This is a genomic window from Enterobacter sp. 118C5 (genome assembly GCF_034107645.1).
In the GTDB taxonomy this organism is placed as follows: domain Bacteria; phylum Pseudomonadota; class Gammaproteobacteria; order Enterobacterales; family Enterobacteriaceae; genus Enterobacter; species Enterobacter nematophilus.
This window is the reverse complement of the sequence record NZ_JAWNEU010000005.1, coordinates 231,323-252,355: the sequence shown is the minus strand read 5'-3', so window position 1 is coordinate 252,355 and position 21,033 is coordinate 231,323. Positions and strand designations below refer to the sequence as shown.

At 56.8% G+C, this 21,033-nt stretch carries 19 protein-coding genes and 1 other annotated feature; of the genes, 16 read left to right on the top strand and 3 right to left on the bottom strand.

What is annotated here, in order from left to right; translation table 11 throughout:
- The first annotated feature begins 533 nt into the window (after nt 1–533).
- From dnaA to UTO39_RS12280, 5 genes are all read left to right on the top strand, one after another.
- The gene (gene dnaA, locus UTO39_RS12305; RefSeq protein WP_032644944.1) at nt 534–1,928 is read left to right on the top strand and encodes a chromosomal replication initiator protein DnaA; all 1,395 of its coding nucleotides are present in this window, start codon (nt 534–536) and stop codon (nt 1,926–1,928) included.
- A gap of 4 nt (nt 1,929–1,932) precedes the next feature.
- Entirely contained in the window at nt 1,933–3,033 is a 1,101-nt protein-coding gene (gene dnaN, locus UTO39_RS12300) for a DNA polymerase III subunit beta (RefSeq protein ID WP_008500170.1), read from the top strand.
- Nucleotides 3,033–4,106, top strand: a complete 1,074-nt coding sequence (gene recF / locus UTO39_RS12295) for a DNA replication/repair protein RecF (RefSeq protein WP_045260850.1) — start codon at nt 3,033–3,035, stop codon at nt 4,104–4,106. The genes dnaN and recF overlap by 1 nt, the downstream gene beginning before the upstream one ends.
- Nucleotides 4,107–4,134: 28 nt before the next feature.
- Nucleotides 4,135–6,546: a DNA topoisomerase (ATP-hydrolyzing) subunit B gene (gyrB, locus tag UTO39_RS12290; RefSeq protein ID WP_061096717.1), complete on the top strand. Its 2,412-nt coding sequence runs from the start codon at nt 4,135–4,137 to the stop codon at nt 6,544–6,546.
- A 482-nt stretch (nt 6,547–7,028) separates the two neighbouring features.
- Entirely contained in the window at nt 7,029–7,430 is a 402-nt protein-coding gene (locus UTO39_RS12280; RefSeq protein WP_320727272.1) for a hypothetical protein, read from the top strand.
- Here UTO39_RS12280 and UTO39_RS12275 read toward each other — a convergent pair.
- Complete coding sequence (locus UTO39_RS12275; RefSeq protein ID WP_320727271.1) at nt 7,427–8,365, bottom strand: LysR family transcriptional regulator; 939 nt, start codon at nt 8,363–8,365, stop codon at nt 7,427–7,429. The genes UTO39_RS12280 and UTO39_RS12275 overlap by 4 nt on opposite strands.
- A gap of 109 nt (nt 8,366–8,474) precedes the next feature.
- On the opposite strand from UTO39_RS12275, the gene UTO39_RS12270 reads away from it, so the two are divergent.
- The 8 genes from UTO39_RS12270 (at nt 8,475) to UTO39_RS12235 (ending at nt 16,662) form a co-directional block, all read left to right on the top strand.
- Nucleotides 8,475–9,500, top strand: a complete 1,026-nt coding sequence (locus UTO39_RS12270; protein ID WP_320727270.1) for an NAD(P)-dependent alcohol dehydrogenase — start codon at nt 8,475–8,477, stop codon at nt 9,498–9,500.
- 115 nt (nt 9,501–9,615) lie between these two features.
- Nucleotides 9,616–10,428: a sugar-phosphatase gene (gene yidA / locus UTO39_RS12265; protein ID WP_253540129.1), complete on the top strand. Its 813-nt coding sequence runs from the start codon at nt 9,616–9,618 to the stop codon at nt 10,426–10,428.
- A gap of 226 nt (nt 10,429–10,654) precedes the next feature.
- A complete protein-coding gene (gene dgoR, locus UTO39_RS12260; protein ID WP_003861109.1) occupies nt 10,655–11,344 on the top strand; it encodes a D-galactonate utilization transcriptional regulator DgoR in 690 nt (229 codons plus the stop codon).
- Nucleotides 11,341–12,219, top strand: coding sequence for a 2-dehydro-3-deoxygalactonokinase (locus UTO39_RS12255; protein ID WP_320727269.1), 879 nt, complete (start codon nt 11,341–11,343; stop codon nt 12,217–12,219). The genes dgoR and UTO39_RS12255 overlap by 4 nt, the downstream gene beginning before the upstream one ends.
- On the top strand, nt 12,203–12,820 hold the full coding sequence (locus tag UTO39_RS12250; RefSeq protein ID WP_266179429.1) for a 2-dehydro-3-deoxy-6-phosphogalactonate aldolase: 618 nt from the start codon (nt 12,203–12,205) through the stop codon (nt 12,818–12,820). Before UTO39_RS12255 ends, UTO39_RS12250 begins: the two co-directional genes overlap by 17 nt.
- The gene (gene dgoD / locus UTO39_RS12245; protein ID WP_320727268.1) at nt 12,817–13,965 is read left to right on the top strand and encodes a galactonate dehydratase; all 1,149 of its coding nucleotides are present in this window, start codon (nt 12,817–12,819) and stop codon (nt 13,963–13,965) included. The genes UTO39_RS12250 and dgoD overlap by 4 nt, the downstream gene beginning before the upstream one ends.
- A gap of 78 nt (nt 13,966–14,043) precedes the next feature.
- Nucleotides 14,044–15,381 (top strand): MFS transporter, encoded by a 1,338-nt coding sequence (locus UTO39_RS12240; RefSeq protein WP_320727267.1) that lies wholly within the window; start codon nt 14,044–14,046, stop codon nt 15,379–15,381.
- Nucleotides 15,382–15,432: 51 nt separating this feature from the next.
- A complete protein-coding gene (locus UTO39_RS12235) occupies nt 15,433–16,662 on the top strand; it encodes a DUF3748 domain-containing protein (protein ID WP_320727266.1) in 1,230 nt (409 codons plus the stop codon).
- Here the strand turns inward: UTO39_RS12235 and UTO39_RS12230 are convergent.
- Complete coding sequence (locus UTO39_RS12230) at nt 16,659–16,991, bottom strand: YceK/YidQ family lipoprotein (protein ID WP_014881914.1); 333 nt, start codon at nt 16,989–16,991, stop codon at nt 16,659–16,661. The genes UTO39_RS12235 and UTO39_RS12230 overlap by 4 nt on opposite strands.
- A gap of 249 nt (nt 16,992–17,240) precedes the next feature.
- Nucleotides 17,241–17,312, top strand: a sequence feature (ROSE (Repression Of Heat Shock gene Expression) occurs in the 5'-region of heat shock genes and acts as an RNA thermometer to modulate expression.).
- Here UTO39_RS12230 and ibpA point away from each other — a divergent pair.
- The 3 genes from ibpA to UTO39_RS12215 all read left to right on the top strand — a co-directional run bounded on the left by ibpA (nt 17,306) and on the right by UTO39_RS12215 (nt 20,108).
- Nucleotides 17,306–17,716, top strand: coding sequence for a small heat shock chaperone IbpA (gene ibpA / locus UTO39_RS12225; protein WP_008500162.1), 411 nt, complete (start codon nt 17,306–17,308; stop codon nt 17,714–17,716). It overlaps the preceding feature by 7 nt.
- A 136-nt stretch (nt 17,717–17,852) precedes the next feature.
- On the top strand, nt 17,853–18,281 hold the full coding sequence (ibpB, locus tag UTO39_RS12220; RefSeq protein WP_320727265.1) for a small heat shock chaperone IbpB: 429 nt from the start codon (nt 17,853–17,855) through the stop codon (nt 18,279–18,281).
- A 165-nt stretch (nt 18,282–18,446) separates the two neighbouring features.
- Nucleotides 18,447–20,108 (top strand): putative transporter, encoded by a 1,662-nt coding sequence (locus UTO39_RS12215; RefSeq protein WP_320727264.1) that lies wholly within the window; start codon nt 18,447–18,449, stop codon nt 20,106–20,108.
- Here UTO39_RS12215 and UTO39_RS12210 read toward each other — a convergent pair.
- Nucleotides 20,076–20,822: a GntR family transcriptional regulator gene (locus tag UTO39_RS12210; protein WP_320727263.1), complete on the bottom strand. Its 747-nt coding sequence runs from the start codon at nt 20,820–20,822 to the stop codon at nt 20,076–20,078. The two genes, UTO39_RS12215 and UTO39_RS12210, sit on opposite strands and share 33 nt — an antisense overlap.
- Between the last annotated feature and the right edge of the window lie 211 nt (nt 20,823–21,033).

The following is a 21,033-nucleotide window of genomic DNA, read 5'->3' as shown; positions in this document are numbered from 1 at the left end:
CGGACGCCGAAGCCGTGGGTGATTAAAGAGGCCGGATTGTAATAATTGTACACTCCGGAGTCAATTCTCTTTCCTTATTTCCCGCGTATTTCCGCACGATTTCGCGTGGAAAATGAGCAACGGACGACGCAGGAAGATGAGCATCACGCGCCGGGTCGAGGATTATACGGCCTCGCCAACAAAGCGCAAGGATCGTCCCGGATCTTCGTTAGATCATTTAAGCAATAAATTGTCGCTGCTCATTAAATTTTCCAATATGCGGACTAAATCGCGGGGCACTGGCGCCAGGATCGTTTACACTTACCCGGTTTCGGATCTTCCTGTGGATAAATCGGGAAGAATCTGTGAGAAACAGAAGATCTCTGGCTCAGTTTACGCTATGATCCGCGGTCCCGATCGGGATCCCAGGATCCTGGTCAGGATAAATTGCAGATAGCAATTCGCACGTCCCCCTTTACACAGGGTCATGTCGATGTGCGCCAACAATCATGAATATTCAATAGTTTTCTTTTATTGTTCGAGTGGAGTCCGCCGTGTCACTTTCGCTTTGGCAGCAGTGTCTTGCCCGATTGCAGGATGAGTTACCAGCCACAGAATTCAGTATGTGGATCCGCCCGTTGCAGGCGGAGCTGAGCGATAACACGCTGGCTTTGTATGCGCCAAACCGTTTTGTGCTCGATTGGGTAAGAGACAAGTACCTCAATAACATCAATGGCCTGCTGAACGATTTCTGTGGATCAGATGTCCCACAGCTGCGTTTTGAAGTGGGCACAAAGCCGGTCACCCAAACCGTTCGTGAAACCGTCAATGTAGCCGCGCCCGCTCAGGCTGTTCCGGCTCCGGCGCCTCGCGTTGCACCCGCTCGTCAGGGCTGGGATAACGTTCCTGCACCCGCAGAGCCAACCTACCGCTCTAACGTTAACGTGAAACACACGTTCGACAACTTCGTTGAAGGTAAGTCGAACCAGCTGGCGCGCGCGGCGGCCCGTCAGGTTGCCGATAACCCCGGTGGTGCTTACAACCCGCTGTTCCTCTATGGCGGCACGGGTCTCGGTAAAACCCACCTGCTGCATGCGGTAGGTAACGGCATCATGGCGCGCAAGCCCAACGCGAAAGTGGTGTATATGCACTCCGAGCGCTTCGTTCAGGACATGGTAAAAGCTCTGCAAAACAATGCGATCGAAGAGTTTAAACGCTACTACCGTTCCGTTGACGCGCTGCTGATCGATGACATCCAGTTCTTTGCCAATAAAGAACGATCGCAGGAAGAATTTTTCCACACCTTCAACGCCCTGCTGGAAGGTAATCAGCAGATCATTTTGACCTCGGATCGTTATCCAAAAGAGATCAACGGCGTTGAAGATCGTCTGAAATCCCGCTTCGGCTGGGGCCTGACCGTGGCGATCGAGCCACCGGAGCTGGAAACCCGCGTCGCGATCCTGATGAAAAAAGCCGATGAGAACGACATTCGCCTGCCGGGTGAAGTGGCGTTCTTCATCGCCAAGCGTCTGCGCTCCAACGTGCGTGAGCTGGAAGGGGCGCTGAACCGCGTTATCGCCAATGCCAACTTTACCGGTCGTGCGATCACCATCGATTTTGTGCGTGAAGCGCTGCGTGATTTGCTGGCATTGCAGGAAAAGCTGGTCACTATCGACAATATTCAAAAGACGGTGGCCGAGTACTACAAGATCAAAGTGGCAGATTTACTGTCTAAACGTCGTTCCCGCTCGGTGGCGCGTCCGCGTCAGATGGCGATGGCGCTGGCAAAGGAGTTAACCAACCACAGCCTGCCGGAAATCGGCGATGCGTTTGGTGGCCGTGACCATACGACCGTGCTGCACGCTTGTCGCAAGATTGAGCAGTTACGCGAAGAAAGCCACGACATAAAAGAAGATTTTTCCAATCTAATCAGAACATTATCATCGTGACGCTATGAAATTTACCGTTGAACGTGAACATTTATTAAAACCGCTGCAACAGGTGAGTGGCCCATTAGGCGGCCGCCCAACGCTGCCTATTCTCGGAAACCTGCTGCTTCAGGTCGCGGACGGTACGCTGTCGCTGACCGGTACAGATCTGGAAATGGAAATGATCGCGCGCGTTACGCTGACGCAGCCGCACGACGCGGGCGCGACCACGGTTCCGGCACGTAAATTCTTTGATATCTGCCGCGGGCTGCCGGAAGGCGCTGAAATCGCCGTGCAGCTGGAGGGCGACCGTATGCTGGTGCGCTCTGGCCGCAGCCGTTTCTCGCTCTCCACGCTGCCAGCTGCGGACTTCCCGAACCTGGACGACTGGCAGAGTGAAGTTGAATTCACCCTGCCGCAGGCGACGATGAAGCGTCTGATTGAAGCCACGCAGTTCTCTATGGCGCATCAGGACGTGCGTTACTACTTAAACGGCATGCTGTTCGAAACCGAAGGGGAAGAGCTGCGTACCGTGGCGACCGACGGCCACCGTCTGGCGGTCTGTTCTATGCCGATTGGCGACTCTCTGCCGAACCATTCGGTGATCGTGCCGCGTAAAGGGGTGATTGAGCTGATGCGTATGCTCGACGGCGGCGACACGCCGCTGCGCGTGCAGATCGGCAGCAACAACATCCGCGCACACGTGGGTGATTTTGTCTTCACATCGAAGCTGGTTGACGGTCGTTTCCCGGATTATCGCCGCGTGTTGCCGAAGAACCCGGACAAAACGCTGGAAGCGGGCTGCGATAGCCTCAAGCAGGCCTTTGCCCGTGCGGCTATTCTCTCCAACGAGAAATTCCGCGGCGTGCGCCTGTACGTGAGTGAAAACCAGATCAAAATCACCGCTAACAACCCGGAGCAGGAAGAGGCAGAAGAGATTCTGGACGTCACCTACGCCGGGGCTGAGATGGAAATCGGCTTCAACGTCAGCTACGTGCTGGACGTGCTCAATGCACTGAAATGCGAGAATGTGCGCATTCTGCTGACCGACTCCGTTTCGAGCGTACAGATTGAAGATGCCGCATCACAGTCGGCTGCATATGTTGTCATGCCAATGAGACTGTAATGTCGCTCACCCGTCTGTTGATCCGCGACTTTCGCAATATCGAAAGCGCGGATCTCGCTTTATCCCCCGGCTTTAACTTCCTGGTTGGCGCGAACGGCAGCGGCAAAACCAGCGTGCTGGAAGCCATCTATACGCTCGGCCACGGTCGGGCGTTTCGCAGTTTGCAGATTGGTCGCGTCATTCGCCACGAGCAGGAGTCCTTTGTTCTGCACGGGCGTTTGCAGGGCGCTGAACGGGAAACCGCCATCGGCCTGACCAAAGACAAGCAGGGTGACAGCAAGGTGCGCATCGACGGCACCGACGGCCACAAGGTGGCGGAGCTGGCGCTGCTGATGCCGATGCAGCTGATTACGCCCGAGGGGTTTACTTTACTCAACGGCGGCCCCAAATACAGAAGAGCGTTCCTCGACTGGGGATGCTTTCACAACGAAGCCGGATTCTTTAACGCCTGGAGCAACCTGAAGCGTCTGCTCAAGCAGCGTAACGCCGCGTTGCGCCAGGTCACGCGCTACGCCCAGCTGCGTCCGTGGGACATGGAGTTAATCCCTCTCGCGGAACAAATCAGCCGCTGGCGTGCCGAATACAGCGCAGGTATTGCCGAAGATATGGCCGACACCTGCAAACAGTTTTTACCCGAGTTCTCTCTCACCTTTTCCTTCCAGCGCGGCTGGGAGAAAGAGACGGATTATGCCGAGGTGTTAGAGAGAAGCTTCGAGCGCGATCGCATGTTGACCTACACCGCGCACGGCCCGCACAAGGCGGATTTCCGCATTCGTGCCGACGGTGCGCCGGTGGAAGACACGCTGTCGCGCGGGCAGCTCAAGCTCCTGATGTGCGCGCTGCGCCTGGCGCAGGGGGAGTTCCTCACCCGCGAGAGCGGACGGCGCTGCCTGTACCTGATAGATGATTTTGCCTCGGAACTTGACGACGCGCGGCGCGGGCTGCTTGCCAGCCGCTTAAAAGCCACGCAGTCGCAGGTTTTCGTCAGCGCCATTAGCGCTGAACACGTTATGGACATGTCGGACGAAAATTCGAAGATGTTTACCGTGGAAAAGGGTAAAATAACGGATTAACCCAAGTTGAAATGAGCGAGAAACGTTGATGTCGAATTCTTATGACTCCTCCAGTATCAAAGTCCTGAAAGGGCTGGATGCGGTGCGTAAGCGCCCGGGTATGTATATCGGCGACACGGATGACGGCACCGGTCTGCACCACATGGTATTCGAGGTGGTAGATAACGCTATCGACGAAGCGCTCGCGGGTCACTGTAAAGACATCGTGGTTACCATCCATGCGGACAACTCCGTCTCCGTCACCGATGATGGCCGTGGCATTCCGACCGGTATTCACCCGGAAGAGGGCGTTTCCGCTGCGGAAGTGATCATGACCGTTCTGCACGCAGGCGGTAAGTTCGACGATAACTCCTATAAAGTTTCCGGCGGCCTGCACGGCGTAGGCGTTTCCGTAGTAAACGCCCTGTCGCAGAAGCTGGAGCTGGTTATCCAGCGCGAAGGCAAAATTCACCGTCAGATCTACCAGCACGGCGTGCCTGAAGCCCCGCTGGCCGTTACCGGCGATACCGAGAAAACCGGTACCATGGTGCGTTTCTGGCCGAGCCTCGAAACCTTCACTAACGTCACTGAATTCGAGTACGACATCCTGGCGAAGCGCCTGCGTGAACTGTCGTTCCTGAACTCCGGGGTCTCTATTCGCCTGCGCGACAAACGCGACAACAAAGAAGACCACTTCCACTACGAAGGCGGTATCAAGGCGTTCGTTGAGTATCTGAACAAGAACAAAACGCCAATTCACCCGAATATCTTCTACTTCTCCACCGAAAAAGACGGTATTGGCGTAGAAGTGGCGCTGCAGTGGAACGACGGTTTCCAGGAAAACATCTACTGCTTCACCAACAACATTCCACAGCGCGACGGCGGTACTCACCTTGCGGGCTTCCGCGCGGCGATGACCCGTACCCTGAACGCCTACATGGACAAAGAAGGCTACAGCAAAAAAGCGAAAGTCAGCGCCACCGGTGATGACGCCCGTGAAGGCCTGATTGCCGTGGTCTCCGTGAAGGTGCCGGATCCGAAGTTCTCCTCACAGACCAAAGACAAGCTGGTCTCTTCCGAGGTGAAATCGGCGGTTGAGCAGCAGATGAACGAACTGCTGAGCGAGTACCTGCTGGAAAACCCGAACGACGCGAAAATCGTTGTGGGCAAAATTATCGATGCGGCGCGTGCCCGTGAAGCGGCGCGTAAAGCCCGTGAAATGACCCGTCGTAAAGGCGCGCTGGACCTGGCAGGCCTGCCGGGCAAGCTGGCTGACTGTCAGGAACGCGACCCGGCGCTGTCCGAACTCTACCTTGTGGAAGGGGACTCCGCGGGCGGTTCTGCGAAGCAGGGCCGTAACCGTAAGAACCAGGCGATTCTGCCGCTGAAGGGTAAAATCCTCAACGTTGAGAAAGCGCGCTTCGACAAGATGCTCTCTTCTCAGGAAGTGGCGACGCTTATTACCGCGCTGGGCTGCGGCATTGGCCGCGATGAGTACAACCCGGACAAGCTGCGCTATCACAGCATCATCATCATGACCGATGCGGACGTCGACGGCTCGCACATTCGTACGCTGCTGTTGACCTTCTTCTATCGTCAGATGCCTGAAATCGTTGAGCGTGGCCACGTCTATATTGCGCAGCCGCCGCTGTACAAGGTGAAGAAGGGCAAGCAGGAACAGTACATCAAAGATGACGACGCGATGGATCAGTACCAAATCGCGATCGCGCTTGACGGTGCAACCCTGCACGCGAACTCCAGCGCTCCGGCACTGGCAGGAGAGCCGCTGGAGCGTCTGGTTTCCGAGTTCAACGCCGCGCAGAAAATGATTGGCCGTATGGAGCGTCGCTATCCAAAAGCGCTGCTGAAGGAGCTGGTCTATCAGCCAACCTTGACCGAAGCCGATCTGAGCAACGAGCAGACCGTGACCCGCTGGGTAAACGCTCTGGTGAGCGAGCTGAACGAGAAAGAGCAGCACGGCAGCCAGTGGAAGTTCGACGTTCAGCAGAATGCGGCACAGCAGTTTGAGCCGATTGTTCGCGTGCGTACTCACGGCGTCGACACCGACTACCCGCTGGAGCACGAATTCGTGACCGGCCCGGAATACCGCCGTATCTGCACCCTCGGCGAGAAGCTGCGCGGCCTGATCGAAGACGATGCCTTCATCGAACGTGGCGAGCGTCGTCAGCCGGTAGCCAGCTTCGAGCAGGCGCTGGACTGGCTGGTGAAAGAGTCCCGTCGCGGTCTCTCTATCCAGCGTTATAAAGGTCTGGGCGAAATGAACCCGGATCAGCTGTGGGAAACCACCATGGATCCGGAAAGCCGTCGCATGCTGCGCGTCACCGTGAAAGACGCGATTGCTGCCGACCAGCTGTTCACGACCCTGATGGGCGATGCGGTAGAACCACGTCGTGCCTTCATTGAAGAGAACGCGCTGAAAGCGGCGAATATAGATATTTAACGGTTGATATTATGGGATCTCATTCCGGATGAAATGACGTCTCATAAAGAATGTAGTCGGCTAAGAACTAAAAGAGAGGGACATCATGTCCCTCTCTTTTTTGCTTATATTTATCTATCAAACGAAGCCAACCTCACTGACATAAACCCCCCGACCAGGAGAATATACCCAAACATACCCTGACGAAGAGTATGGTGGTCTGTTAAAGTTGAAATCGGTACGGAAAAGGAATGCCGTGAAAGCGCACTACGCCGTTGGGATCATTACGGGCCGATCGGTAATTTCAAGAACCGGGGTTTTCTTCCGCTACTGTTTCCCGACCCTGATGACCCCAATATCCGGCATGACCCCTATAAAGGCCCGCTTCCACGCTTTATGAAGTGGATTACGCCGTTTGATAACTTCAGCTCAGACATTGTTCGTATTCTTAACGATAACGGCACATATCATTCCTTCTTTACCCACTCAGGACGACGTTGAGCATGAAAAAGTTAGCCATATTCTCAGGGTTGGCCATCGGAGTTGTCACGGTCACATACCTGCTTTTGCCGTATGAGCCTGAGGTGGCATACCGTGAATCAGATAGGGTTCGCTATCATCTTTACACACCGGCATCGATAAAGCAGGCACCGCGCCTCTCACCTGATTATACCTTCAGCCACTCTGCTGCAAATGGACAGCCAGACACCTCAGGCGTGTGCTTTAGCGGGGTATCTGATACCGCTGCACTTAAACAGTATCTTGCTTCGCGTGGTTACTCCTTTGCGAGAAAAGCCCCCGTCGGGGAGCTGTGGACGTCTGAACGTAACCGGGATGTGTACTTCACTGTTATCAGCAGGGTTTCGCCTGGCAGGCAAGTTTGCCTCTATGAATCAGAACGTTAACGTGCACTTTCAGCGCGGTTTGCAGGAAGGTCCAGTGACATCACCTCCGGTAAACGGCTCGCCAGCGTGTCTATAGCCATTCGTACCCTCAGCGGCAGATGAGGCGTTTGCTGCCAGACGGCATGAACGTTGAAGTGTACATCCGGCGCCTGCTTCATGAGCGGGACGAGTTTTCCCTGATGAATTTCTTTGATGACCATCCAGCAGGGCAGCCAGGCAATGCCGTGTCCGGCCAGCGCAGCGTCGCAAATAGCCTGTAAGTCATCCATGTTGAGTGAGGAACGGGGAGTAAAGGTGTGCGACGTCCCTTCGTCATCCATCAGTTGCCAGGGCAACACTCTGCCCGCGCGCAGATAGTTAATCGCCGTATGCTGGGGTAAATCATCAACGCGATGTGGCTGGCCTTTCTTCTGCAGGTAAGCCGGCGCGGCGCACAGCACCATGCGGTGCTCTCCCAGCTTTCTTGCCACCAGCACGCTGCTGTCCTGCAGCGTGCCGTTACGTACCGCCATATCGAAGCCTTCCTCCACCAGATCCACCACGCGGTCGCTGAATGACATTTCCAGTTCAAGTCCGGGGTGTTCCTGTGCCAGCGCGATCAGCAGCGGGGCGACGCACTGGCGGCCAAACAGCACCGGCATGGCAACGCGCAGGCGGCCACTGACCTGCTGTTTCCCGGTTTCAAGCAGCGATTCCGCGCCACGAATCTCCTCCAGCGCGCGCAGGCAGCGTTCATAAAAAAGGGCGCCGTTATCGGTCAGCCTCTGGCTGCGGGTGGTGCGTTGAAAAAGACGAACTCCCAACCGCTGTTCGAGGCGAGCGATGCTTTTTCCTACCGCCGAGCGTGACAAATGCAGGCGAATGGCGGCCTGCGCAAAACTTCCCGCCTCCACGGCGGCCACAAAAACAGGAATATCCTTCAGCGTATCGGACATGGATTGTCTCTATTCTGGCGTCAATAAGGGGAAAACTTATCGCCACTGGAGAATGTGAGTCAACGGTAGACTGTCATTACTGAAGCTTATCTGATGGCAGGAGAAAAAAATGACAGAGACAATGCAGCGCTGGTCAATGAACGCCCTCGGGCGCGAGAATCTTAAGCTCGTTCAGGAACCGGTTCGCCAGCCCGGCCCGGGTGAAGTGCGCGTTCGGGTGAATGCCGTTGCGCTCAACTACCGCGATAAAATGGTCATCGAAGGCACGATGCCGATTCCGCTTTCCTTCCCCTTCACCCCGGCGTCAGACATGGCGGGCGTGGTGGACAGCGTGGGTGAAGGCGTTACGCGCTTCAAGCCCGGCGCTCGCGTCATTTCAACCTTCTTCCCGGAGTGGATAGAGGGTAAGCCGCAGGCGGACGCGCGCAATTTGCCCTATAAAACGTCCGGCGGCTATTTCCAGGGAATGCTCGCCGAGTATGTGATTGTGAATGAAAACGCGCTGGTGGCCTCCCCGGAAACCCTGAACGACGAAGAGGCCAGCACGCTACCCTGCGCGGGGCTTACCGCCTGGTTCGCGCTGGTGGAGCGCGGTCAGCTACGCGCCGGGCAATCGGTGCTGGTGCAGGGGACGGGCGGCGTGGCGATATTCGCCCTGCAAATTGCAAAAGCGCACGGAGCGGAGGTGTTTGTCACTTCGGGGAGCGATGAGAAACTGGGGCTCGCCAAAACGCTGGGGGCCAGCCACGGCATCAACCGGCTGAAAGGCGACTGGGCTGAAGATGCGCTGATGCTCACGCAGGATCGCGGCATAGACCATATTATCGAAACCGTGGGTGGCGAGAACCTGAAGCACTCCCTGCGCGCCGTTGCCGTTCACGGGCGTATCTCAGTGATTGGCGTGCTGGCCGGGACTGACATTTCGCTGCCTGCTGGCGAGCTGCTGCTGAAATCCCCCGTCATTCAGGGGATTGGCGTGGGGCACCGTCGGGCGCTGGAAGATTTCGTCCGCGCCGTGGATGTGACGGGGCTGAAACCCGTGATTGAGCATCGCTACCGCTTTGACGAGCTGGAACAGGCGCTTGAACACCTCGATCGCGGTGCGTTTGGTAAAATCGTCCTCACCCGCGAGTAGGTCTTTGTTCCCCGGGATAAGCGTAAAAGGGGTGTTTCTGTTGCGCAATGTAGCTCTATTTTTGTGTGCTTAATCGCGTTAGCATGAGGCAGCACTCATTTATCCTGGGGAACTCATGGCTATCAAACTCATTGCAATCGATATGGACGGCACGCTGCTGCTGCCAGACCACACTATCTCTCCTGCCGTTAAAAACGCGATCGCCGCCGCACGTGCGAAGGGCGTGAATGTGGTTCTGACCACGGGGCGTCCGTATGCGGGCGTACACAGCTACCTGAAAGAGCTGCACATGAATCAGCCGGGCGATTACTGCATCACCTATAACGGCGCGCTGGTGCAGAAAGCCGCAGACGGCAGCACGGTTGCGCAAACTGCGCTGAGCTATGATGACTACCTGTTCCTGGAAAAACTCTCCCGTGAAGTGGGCTCCCACTTCCACGCGCTCGATCGCAATACGCTCTACACCGCCAACCGCGATATCAGCTACTACACGGTGCATGAATCCTACGTTGCGACCATTCCGCTGGTGTTCTGTGAAGCCGAGAAAATGGATCCGGCGACGCAGTTCCTGAAGGTGATGATGATTGACGAGCCGGAGATCCTGGATAAAGCCATCGCGCGCATTCCGGCAGAGGTTAAAGAGAAGTATACCGTGCTGAAAAGTGCGCCGTACTTCCTCGAAATTCTCAATAAACGCGTCAATAAGGGCACCGGCGTGAAATCGCTCGCTGATGCGCTGGGGATTAAGCAGGAAGAAATCATGGCGCTGGGCGACCAGGAAAACGACATCGCGATGATTGAATTCGCGGGCGTGGGCGTGGCAATGGATAACGCCATTCCGTCGGTGAAAGAGGTGGCTAACTTCGTGACCAAATCCAACCTGGAAGACGGCGTTGCCTACGCGATCGAGAAATTTGTGCTGCAGTAACGATTATTTTCAATCATCAGCCTCGGTTATCGACCGGGGCTTTTTTTTGCGCTGAATTTATTGAATTGTTCTTTTTGTGATCTGTATTGTAGTACAACATTAATTTATTGTACTACATTGTCGCCATAGCAAAAACGAACCATCTCACGTTTGTACTGCAAAAGTGAGGTGAAATTCAGCGGTCGCGGTAAAGTAGTGATGGACATACAGAGCACAAGGACTCTCCATGACTCTCAATAAAACCGATCGCATCGTCATCACGCTGGGCACCCAGATTGTGGGGGGGAAATACGTTCCCGGTTCGCCGCTCCCGGCAGAGGCAGAACTGTGTGAGGAGTTTGAAACCTCGCGCAACATCATCCGGGAAGTGTTCCGCTCGCTGATGGCGAAGCGGCTGATTGAAATGAAACGCTATCGCGGCGCGTTTGTCGCTCCGCGCAACCAGTGGAACTACCTCGATACCGACGTGCTGCAGTGGGTGCTGGAAAACGACTACGACCCGCGGCTTATCGGCGCGATGAGTGAAGTTCGAAACCTGGTGGAACCGGCAATTGCGCGCTGGGCGGCGGAACGCGCAACCTCCGGCGATTTGGCGCAGATTGAGTCGGCTTTAAACGACATGATCGCCAATAACCAGAACCGGGAGGCGTTCAACGAGGCGGACATTCGCTACCACGAAGCGGTGCTGCAGTCGGTGCATAACCCGGTATTACAGCAGCTTAGCGTAGCGATCAGCTCGCTACAGCGAGCGGTATTTGAACGTACCTGGATGGGCGATGAGGCCAACATGCCGAAGACGCTCCAGGAACATAAAGCGCTATTCGATGCGATACGGCATCAGGACGGCGATGCGGCAGAGCAGGCGGCACTAACCATGATTGCCAGCTCGACACGAAGGCTGAAGGAAATCACATGACATCTCGCTACATCGCCATTGACTGGGGATCGACCAACCTGCGCGCCTGGCTGTACCAGGGCGAGAAGTGCCTGGAGAGCAGGCAATCAGAAGCAGGCGTCACCCGCCTGAACGGTAAATCCCCCGAGGCGGTGTTAGCAGAGGTCACACAAAACTGGCGCGACAGCGCCACGCCGGTGGTTATGGCGGGAATGGTGGGCAGCAACGTAGGTTGGAAAATCGCGCCTTATTTGCCGGTCCCTGTCCATTTCTCCGCTATTGGCGAGCAGTTAACGTCAGTTGGCGACAATATCTGGATTGTTCCCGGTTTGAGCGTCTCTCGCGACGATAACCACAACGTGATGCGCGGCGAAGAGACGCAGCTGCTTGGCGCGCGCGCGCTTTCTCCTTCTTCTGTCTACGTCATGCCCGGCACGCACTGCAAGTGGGTCCAGGCTGACGCTGAGCAAATCCACGATTTTCGCACCGTGATGACCGGCGAACTGCACCATTTGCTGCTCAACCATTCGCTGGTGGGAGCCGGTTTACCTGAGCAGGAACCCTCGTCAGAGGCGTTTGCCGCCGGGCTTGAACGTGGGATCGCTTCTCCTGATGTTTTGCCGCAGCTTTTTGAGGTTCGCGCCTCGCACGTGCTGGGAAATCTCCCGCGCGAGCAGGTCAGCGAGTTTCTCTCCGGCCTGCTGATTGGCGCAGAGGTCGCCAGCATGCGTGAATTCATCGCGCACGAGCAGGCCATCACGATTGTCGCAGGCGCATCGCTGACGTCGCGCTACGAGCAGGCGTTCCGCGCCGTTGGGCGTGATGTTGCAACGGTATCCGGCGACACGGCATTTCAGGCAGGAATAAGGAGCATCGCTCATGCAGTGGCAAACTGATCTTCCCCTTATCGCAATTTTGCGCGGCATCACGCCCGATGAGGCGTTAGCCCACGTCGGCGCGGTTATCGACGCCGGGTTCGACGCGGTGGAAATCCCGCTCAACTCGCCCGAGTGGGAAAAAAGCATTCCGGCCGTGGTGGAGGCCTTCGGCGATAAGGCGCTGATTGGCGCAGGCACCGTGTTACGGCCTGAGCAGGTCGATCGGCTGGCAAAAATGGGCTGCAGGCTTATCGTCACGCCCAATATTCAGCCTGAGGTGATCCGCCGCGCGGTGGGTTACGGCATGACCGTCTGCCCGGGCTGCGCCACCGCCACGGAAGCCTTTACTGCCCTTGATGCGGGCGCGCAGTCGCTCAAAATTTTCCCGTCATCGGCTTTTGGACCGGACTACATCAAAGCGTTGAAAGCGGTATTGCCCGCCAGCGTGCCGGTCTTTGCCGTGGGCGGCGTAACGCCAGAAAACCTGGCCCAGTGGATGAGCGCTGGCTGTACGGGCGCGGGGCTTGGCAGCGATCTTTATCGCGCCGGACAGTCCGTGGAACGTACCGCACAGCAGGCGGCAGCATTTGTGAAAGCGTATCGAGAGGCAGTGAAATGAAAATAACCAAACTCACCACGTACCGTTTACCCCCGCGCTGGATGTTCCTGAAAATCGAAACCGATGAAGGGGTTGTGGGCTGGGGCGAACCGGTGATTGAAGGGCGCGCGCGCACCGTTGAAGCGGCGGTACACGAGCTGGGTGAATACCTGATTGGTGAGGATCCGGCGCGCATCAACGACCTGTGGCAGGTGATGTACCGCGCGGGCTTCTACCGCGGTGGTCCGATCCTGATGAGCGCCATCTCCGGTATCGACCAGGCGCTGTGGGATATCAAAGGTAAGGTGCTGAACGCGCCGGTCTGGCAGCTTATGGGCGGCCTGGTGCGCGACAAAATCAAAGCCTACAGCTGGGTGGGCGGCGACCGTCCTGCGGAAGTGATCGACGGCATCACGCAGCTGCGCAGCATCGGCTTTGACACCTTCAAGCTTAACGGCTGCGAAGAGATGGGCGTTATCGACAACTCGCGTGCGGTAGACCGGGCGGTCAACACCGTGGCGCAAATCCGTGAAGCCTTCGGCAACGAGATTGAGTTTGGCCTGGATTTCCACGGCCGCGTCAGCGCGCCGATGGCCAAAGTGCTGATTAAAGAGCTGGAGCCGTATCGCCCGCTGTTTATCGAAGAGCCGGTGCTGGCCGAGCAGGCGGAGTACTATCCGAAACTGGCTGAACAGACCCACATTCCCATCGCGGCGGGTGAACGTATGTTCTCGCGATTCGAGTTTAAACGCGTGCTTGAAGCGGGCGGGATTGCGATCCTGCAGCCTGACCTCTCTCATGCGGGCGGCATCACCGAGTGCTACAAAATTGCCGGGATGGCAGAAGCTTACGATGTGGCGCTGGCGCCGCACTGCCCGCTCGGGCCGATTGCGCTGGCGGCCTGTCTGCACGTCGACTTCGTCTCCCGCAACGCGGTGTTCCAGGAGCAGAGCATGGGGATTCACTATAACAAGGGCGCGGAACTGCTCGATTTTGTGAAAAACAAAGAAGACTTCTGCATGGAAGGCGGTTTCTTTAAACCGCTAACGAAGCCGGGCCTTGGCGTGGAAATTGACGAAGCCAAAGTCATTGAGCTGAGTAAAAATGCGCCGGACTGGCGTAACCCACTGTGGCGTCATGAGGACGGCAGCGTAGCGGAATGGTAATCGCCATCCCGTAGACCCGGTAAGCTTCCGGGCAAAAATCATACATACAAAAATATAACCCTCTGTAAATTACAGGGCATGGTGAGCGGCTTCGCTATGCCCAAAATCTGGAGACAGATTGCGATGGATATTCCAGTTACTGCTGCAAAAACCGGGCGTCGCCGCTACCTGACGCTGATTATGATCTTTATTACCGTGGTCATTTGCTATGTTGACCGCGCCAACCTTGCCGTGGCATCGGCCCATATTCAGGAAGAGTTTGGCATTACCAAAGCGGAAATGGGCTACGTCTTTTCGGCGTTTGCCTGGCTTTATACGCTCTGCCAGATCCCCGGCGGCTGGTTCCTTGACCGCGTAGGTTCACGTTTGACCTATTTTATCGCCATTTTAGGCTGGTCCGTGGCGACCCTGTTCCAGGGGTTCGCGACCGGGCTGATGTCGCTGATTGGCCTGCGCGCTATCACCGGGGTTTTCGAAGCGCCCGCGTTTCCCACCAACAACCGAATGGTCACCAGCTGGTTCCCGGAGCATGAGCGTGCCTCTGCGGTGGGCTTTTACACTTCCGGGCAGTTTGTCGGTCTGGCGTTCCTGACGCCGCTGCTGATCTGGATCCAGGAGCTGCTGAGCTGGCACTGGGTGTTCATCGTGACCGGCGGGATTGGCATTATCTGGTCGCTGATCTGGTTTAAGGTTTATCAGCCGCCGCGTCTGACCAAAAGCATCACCAAAGCTGAACTGGACTACATCCGCGACGGCGGTGGCCTGGTGGACGGCGATGCGCCGGTGAAAAAAGAGGCGCGCCAGCCGCTGACCAAAGCGGACTGGAAGCTGGTCTTCCACCGTAAGCTGGTGGGCGTTTATCTGGGCCAGTTCGCGGTGACTTCTACGCTGTGGTTCTTCCTCACCTGGTTCCCGAACTACCTGACCCAGGAAAAGGGGATCACGGCGCTGAAGGCGGGCTTTATGACCACCGTGCCGTTTCTTGCGGCGTTCTTCGGCGTGCTGCTCTCCGGCTGGCTGGCCGATAAGCTGGTCAAAAGAGGATGCTCGCTGGGCGTGGCGCGTAAAACGCCGATTATCTGCGGGCTGCTGATCTCAACCTGCATCATGGGCGCCAACTACACTAACGATCCGGTGTGGATTATGACCCTGATGGCGGTGGCGTTCTTTGGTAACGGCTTCGCCTCTATCACCTGGTCGCTGGTGTCGTCCCTTGCGCCGATGCGGCTGATTGGCCTGACCGGCGGCGTGTTCAACTTTGTCGGCGGGTTGGGTGGCATCACCGTACCGCTGGTCATCGGCTACCTGGCGCAGGACTACGGCTTCGGCCCGGCGCTGGTCTACATCTCTGCCGTGGCGCTGATCGGGGCACTCTCCTACATCCTGCTGGTGGGCGATGTGAAACGAGTAGGCTAATCCCTGCGGATGTTTTACCCTGATGCACTCACCGTGCATCAGGGTATCCTCATGAAACAAATCACCTTCGCTTCCCGCAACCACCAGCTGACCAATATCAATACCTGGACGCCGGACAGCCAGTGGCTGGTCTACGACGTGCGCCCGTCCGGGGCGTCGTTCACCGGTGAAACCATTGAGCGGGTCAACGTCGCTACGGGTGAGGTGGAGGTGATTTATCGCGCCGCTGACGGTGCGCATGTCGGCGTGGTGACCGTTCATCCGGCACAGGACAAATACGTTTTTATCCACGGCCCGAAAAACCCGGACGCTGACTGGCACTACGATTTTCATCATCGTCAGGGTGTGATTGCGCATCTCGATCTGGTGAGCAACCTGGACGCGATGGATATCACCGCGCCTTATACCGCGGGCGCGCTGCGCGGCGGAAGCCACGTGCACGTCTTCAGCCCGAACGGGCAGCTCGTTAGCTTTACCTATAACGACCATGTTTTACATGAGCGCGATCCGAAGCTCGATTTACGCAACGTCGGCGTGGCGGCGCCTTACGGCCCGGTGAACCCGCAGGGGAACCATCCGCGTGAATATTCAGGCTCGTTCTGGAGCGTGCTGGTCAGCCGCACGACGCCCAACCCGCAGCCGGGCAGCGATGAAATCAACCGCGCCTACGAAGAGGGCTGGGTGGGCAACAACAGGCTGGCGTTTATCGGCGATACCCTCTCCGCCCAGGGCGAAAAAGTGCCTGAACTGTTTATTGTTAACCTTCCGGAAGACGAGCAGGGCTGGAAACGGGCGGGCGATGCGCCGCTGCAGGGCACCCCTGACACCCTGCCAGCGCCACCTGCCGGGGTGAAGCAGCGACGTCTGACATTTACCCACCAGAGGGCGTACCCGGGTCTGGTGAACGTGCCGCGCCACTGGGTGCGCAGTAATCCCCAGGGGACGCAAATCGCGTTTCTGATGCGGGATGATAACGGCATTGTGCAGCTGTGGTTGATCTCGCCCGAGGGCGGCGAACCGCGCCAGCTGACGCGGACCGGGAGCGGTATTCAGTCTGCGTTTAACTGGCATCCTGCGGGAGACCGACTGGCTTTCGTGCTCGAAAATCGGATCGCCTGCTGTGACGCACAGACTGGAGAAGTGACGTTTTTGACGTCCGATCATGGCAACCCGCCGTCTGCTGATGCGGTCGTGTTTTCCCCGGACGGGCGCTTTATTGCGTGGATGGAAGAGACGGGCGGTTTCCGTCAGCTTTGGGTAACGGAAACCGCGCAGAACTAGCGCGGCGGCATCTCTGCGGGCGGGATGACGGCGTTTGTCGCCAGATTTTCCTGCTCGCTTTTCTCTACCCGTGAGCGCACGGAGTCGTCCTTACGGAATACATCCCACGGCAGCAGAAGCGTATCCGCCACTGCTGTAAAGGGCATATCCAGGATAACCAGGGATTTGGTGCCCCAGTTCGTATCGTCATCGGAGATCATCGCCGCGCTGGCGCGCGTCCCCGGATATGTTCCTTCTTTACCGCCGGTGTGAGACATCACGCTCGAACACCCGCAAAGTAAAACCACCCCGCTGAACGTCGTCAGCTTTATCAGAACATTTTTCATCATCACTCAGTCATCGTTAATGGCACTGCATAGACCTGCAACTCCGGTTATAGCGAGCCTTATCCGAAATGAATAGCCCGATAACCCCGCACTGTGGCAGCCATCGCAATTTAACCCTTTGTGCTGTTGTCCCAGAGTCTATGCGACAACCAGCAAAGTGCAAAAAAATCTCGGCTAAATAGTCTTGAAAAGCCCGGTTCCAGACCCATTTTAAGAATGTGACCCGATAACGAACACGCCTGATGGGTGTTCGGGGGCGTAAAGGCCTGTCCATGGTGGAAGGCTATAATTTCTCGCTGATTTCAGGAGTTTTATTTATGCGTAACTTCGATCTTTCTCCGCTATACCGTTCTGCAATTGGTTTTGACCGCCTGTTTAACCATTTAGAAAATAACCAAAGCCAGAGCAACGGCTACCCTCCATACAATGTTGAGCTGGTTGACGAAAACCACTACCGCATCGCTATTGCCGTCGCCGGTTTTGCAGAAAACGAGCTGGAAATCACCGCGCAGGACAACCTGCTGGTGGTGAAAGGTTCCCATACGGCCGAGCAGAAAGAACGTACCTACCTTTACCAGGGCATCGCCGAGCGCAACTTTGAACGCAAGTTCCAGTTAGCCGAGAACATTCACGTTAAAGGCGCGAACCTGGTTAACGGCCTGCTGTTTATCGAACTGGAACGCGTGATTCCGGAAGAGAAAAAACCGCGCCGTATCGAAATTAACTAATTATGCGGGTCGCGCGAGCGGCCCACCCAGACTTGCTTGCCGTAACGGGAGCATATGCGAATCCATAAGGATTTGCAGGAACAACTGCGCACAAAATTAAACTGTGCCGAACTCGCTTCTCAGAAGGAGATTTAGTATGCGTAACTATGATTTATCCCCCCTGCTGCGTCAGTGGATTGGTTTTGACAAGCTGGCTAACGCCCTGCAAAGCGCCACCGAGCAACAGACGTTTCCGCCGTACAACATCGAAAAAAGCGACGATAACCACTATCGTATCACCCTCGCGCTGGCCGGGTTCCGCCAGGAAGATCTGGACATCCAGCTTGAAGGCACGCGCCTGACCGTGAAGGGTACGCCGGAAAAACAAGAGACCGAAACCCGGTGGCTGCATCAGGGACTGGTGAATCAGCCGTTTAGCCTGAGCTTTACCCTGGCAGACCATATGGAAGTGTCCGGTGCGACGTTTACCAACGGGTTGTTGAATATCGACCTGATCCGTAACGTGCCGGAAGCCATCGCGCCGCAGCGTATCGCTATTAGCGAGCGGCCGGCGTTGAATAGCTGATAGTGTGCGGGCTGGTGCCCTCACCATGGCCCTCTCCCACAGGGAGAAGATGAAAAGATAAAGCCCTGCTCCGGCAGGGCTTTTTTGTGCGCCATCGCCCATACATCCGCATCCGGCTCTGAGAAAATCCTTGTTATAACCAAGGTTATACCAAGGATGTGGATCATGAGTGATATCGCCTTAACCGTAAGCGTGTTGGCCCTGGCCGCGGTTGTGGGGCTATGGATAGGCAACATCAAAATCCGCGGCGTCGGGTTTGGTATTGGCGGGGTGCTGTTTGGCGGCATTTTTGTCGGGCATTTTGCTGACAAGCTCGGGCTGGTCCTCAGCGCCGATATGCTCCATTTTATTCAGGAGTTCGGCCTGATCCTCTTCGTCTATACCATCGGGATTCAGGTAGGGCCGGGCTTTTTCGCTTCCCTGCGCGTCTCCGGGCTACGGCTCAATCTGTTTGCCCTCGGCATTGTGGTGATGGGCGGACTGGTCACCGCGGTTCTGCACAAAATCTTTGCTATCCCGCTGCCCGTGGTGCTGGGCATTTTCTCCGGAGCGGTTACCAACACGCCGGCGCTCGGTGCCGGGCAGCAAATCCTTCGCGATTTGGGCATTGAACCCGGCATTGTCGACCAGATGGGGATGAGCTACGCCATGGCCTATCCGTTTGGGATCTGCGGCATTCTCCTCTCTATGTGGCTGGTACGCGTGCTGTTTCGCGTTAACGTCGAGACAGAGGCAAAAGATCACGAAACCACGCTCACCAACGGCCACATGCCGATCAAAACCATCAACATTCGCGTCGATAACCCCAATCTGAACAATATGGCGATTCAGGACGTGCCGATCCTGAACAGCGCCAATATTATCTGCTCCCGTCTTAAGCGCGACGACGTGCTGATGGTGCCCGCGCCCGGCACGATGATCCAGCAGGGTGACCTGCTGCACCTGGTCGGCCAGCCGGGAGATTTAAACAACGCGCGGCTGGTGATTGGTCAGGAAGTGGATACCTCGCTCTCAACCCGCGGCACCGACATGCGCGTGGAGCGCGTTGTGGTGACTAACGAGCACGTTCTTGGCAAGAAAATACGCGATCTGCAGGTAAAAGAGCGCTACGACGTGGTAATTTCCCGCCTCAACCGTGCGGGCGTCGAACTGGTCGCCAGCCCGGAGGCCAGCCTGCAGTTCGGGGATATTCTCAACCTTGTCGGACGCCCGTCGTCCATCGACGCCGTAGCGGATATGGTGGGTAACGCCCAGCAAAAACTGCAGCAGGTGCAGATGCTGCCGGTGTTTATCGGCATCGGGCTTGGCGTGCTGCTCGGCTCAATTCCACTCTACATACCGGGCTTCCCGGTGGCGCTCAAGCTTGGCCTGGCGGGCGGGCCGCTGATTATGGCGCTGATCCTCGGACGTATCGGCTGTATCGGAAAGCTCTACTGGTTTATGCCGCCGAGCGCTAACCTGGCGCTGCGCGAGCTGGGTATCGTGTTGTTCCTGGCGGTTGTCGGGCTGAAGTCCGGTGGGGATTTTGTCGATACCCTGGTCAAGGGTGAAGGGATGAGCTGGGTCGGCTACGGCATCTTTATCACGGCGATCCCGCTGCTGACGGTGGCAATCCTGGCGCGGATGTTCGCCAAAATGAACTACCTGACGCTGTGCGGCATGCTGGCGGGCTCCATGACCGACCCGCCAGCGCTCGCTTTTGCCAACAGCCTGCACGCCACCAGCGGCGCGGCCGCGCTCTCCTATGCCACCGTCTACCCGCTGGTGATGTTCCTGCGCATCATCACCCCGCAGCTACTGGCGGTGCTGTTCTGGGGGATAGGCTAGCAGGTCTTCCGGGTGGATGCGCCGCAGATGGTAGTCCACCTGATAATCGCTGGTATTTCGGAACATCACGGAATAATTGAGGAACTCGCCGCTGTCGCTGTAGGAGAGAGAGGTAATGCGCAGCAGCGGCGTCTGTTCCGGCAGGTTCATATAACTGGCCAGCTGTTTATCTGCCAGCACCGGCGTCAGGCTCTCGTAGTTGCCGCTGATGGTGATCCCGCACTCCTTCTCGATGTAATCAAACTTAGACCCTTCAAGATGCGCCAGCGACAGGTTGCGGAACAGCTTCACCGGCATAAAGCTGTCCTCCAGCATCAGCGGCTTTCCGTCCACGTAGCGCACCCGCCGTGAAAAGTAGATCCGCTCATCCACCTGGATCCGCAGCTGGCTGGCGATGGCGGGCGGGGCGGGCATCACTTCAAACTGCAGCACCTTGCTCTGCACCTCTTTTCCCTGCTGACGCAGCACCTCCACCAGCCCGGTCAGGTTAGTGGTCTCGTGGTGAACGTCTTTGCGCGAGACAAACGTTCCGCTGCCGTGTCGGCGCTCAACCAGCCCCCAGCTCACCAGCAGATCCAGCGCCTTGCGGATGGTCATGCGCGCCACGCCAAACTCCTGCGCCAGCGCTTTTTCGCCGGGTAGCGGGCTGCCGATGTTGTAGTCCGACGAATTCAGCCGCAGCCGCAACCTGTCGGCAATCGATTTGTAGATCACCAGTAGACCTCTCTGCCCTTATCAGGGCGTGGATTGTGTCCTGACATGTCCATATTTACCGCAAGAAGTAGACCTGACTGGTCAAAATAAAACCATGAATGCGATCACGAATCGCAGCGGCACGCCATGTTCGCGCATCAGTAAGTTCTTATGCTCACCTCAGGCCAGCACAAAACCATAAAGGCCTCTACCCCTACAGGTTGTTACGTGA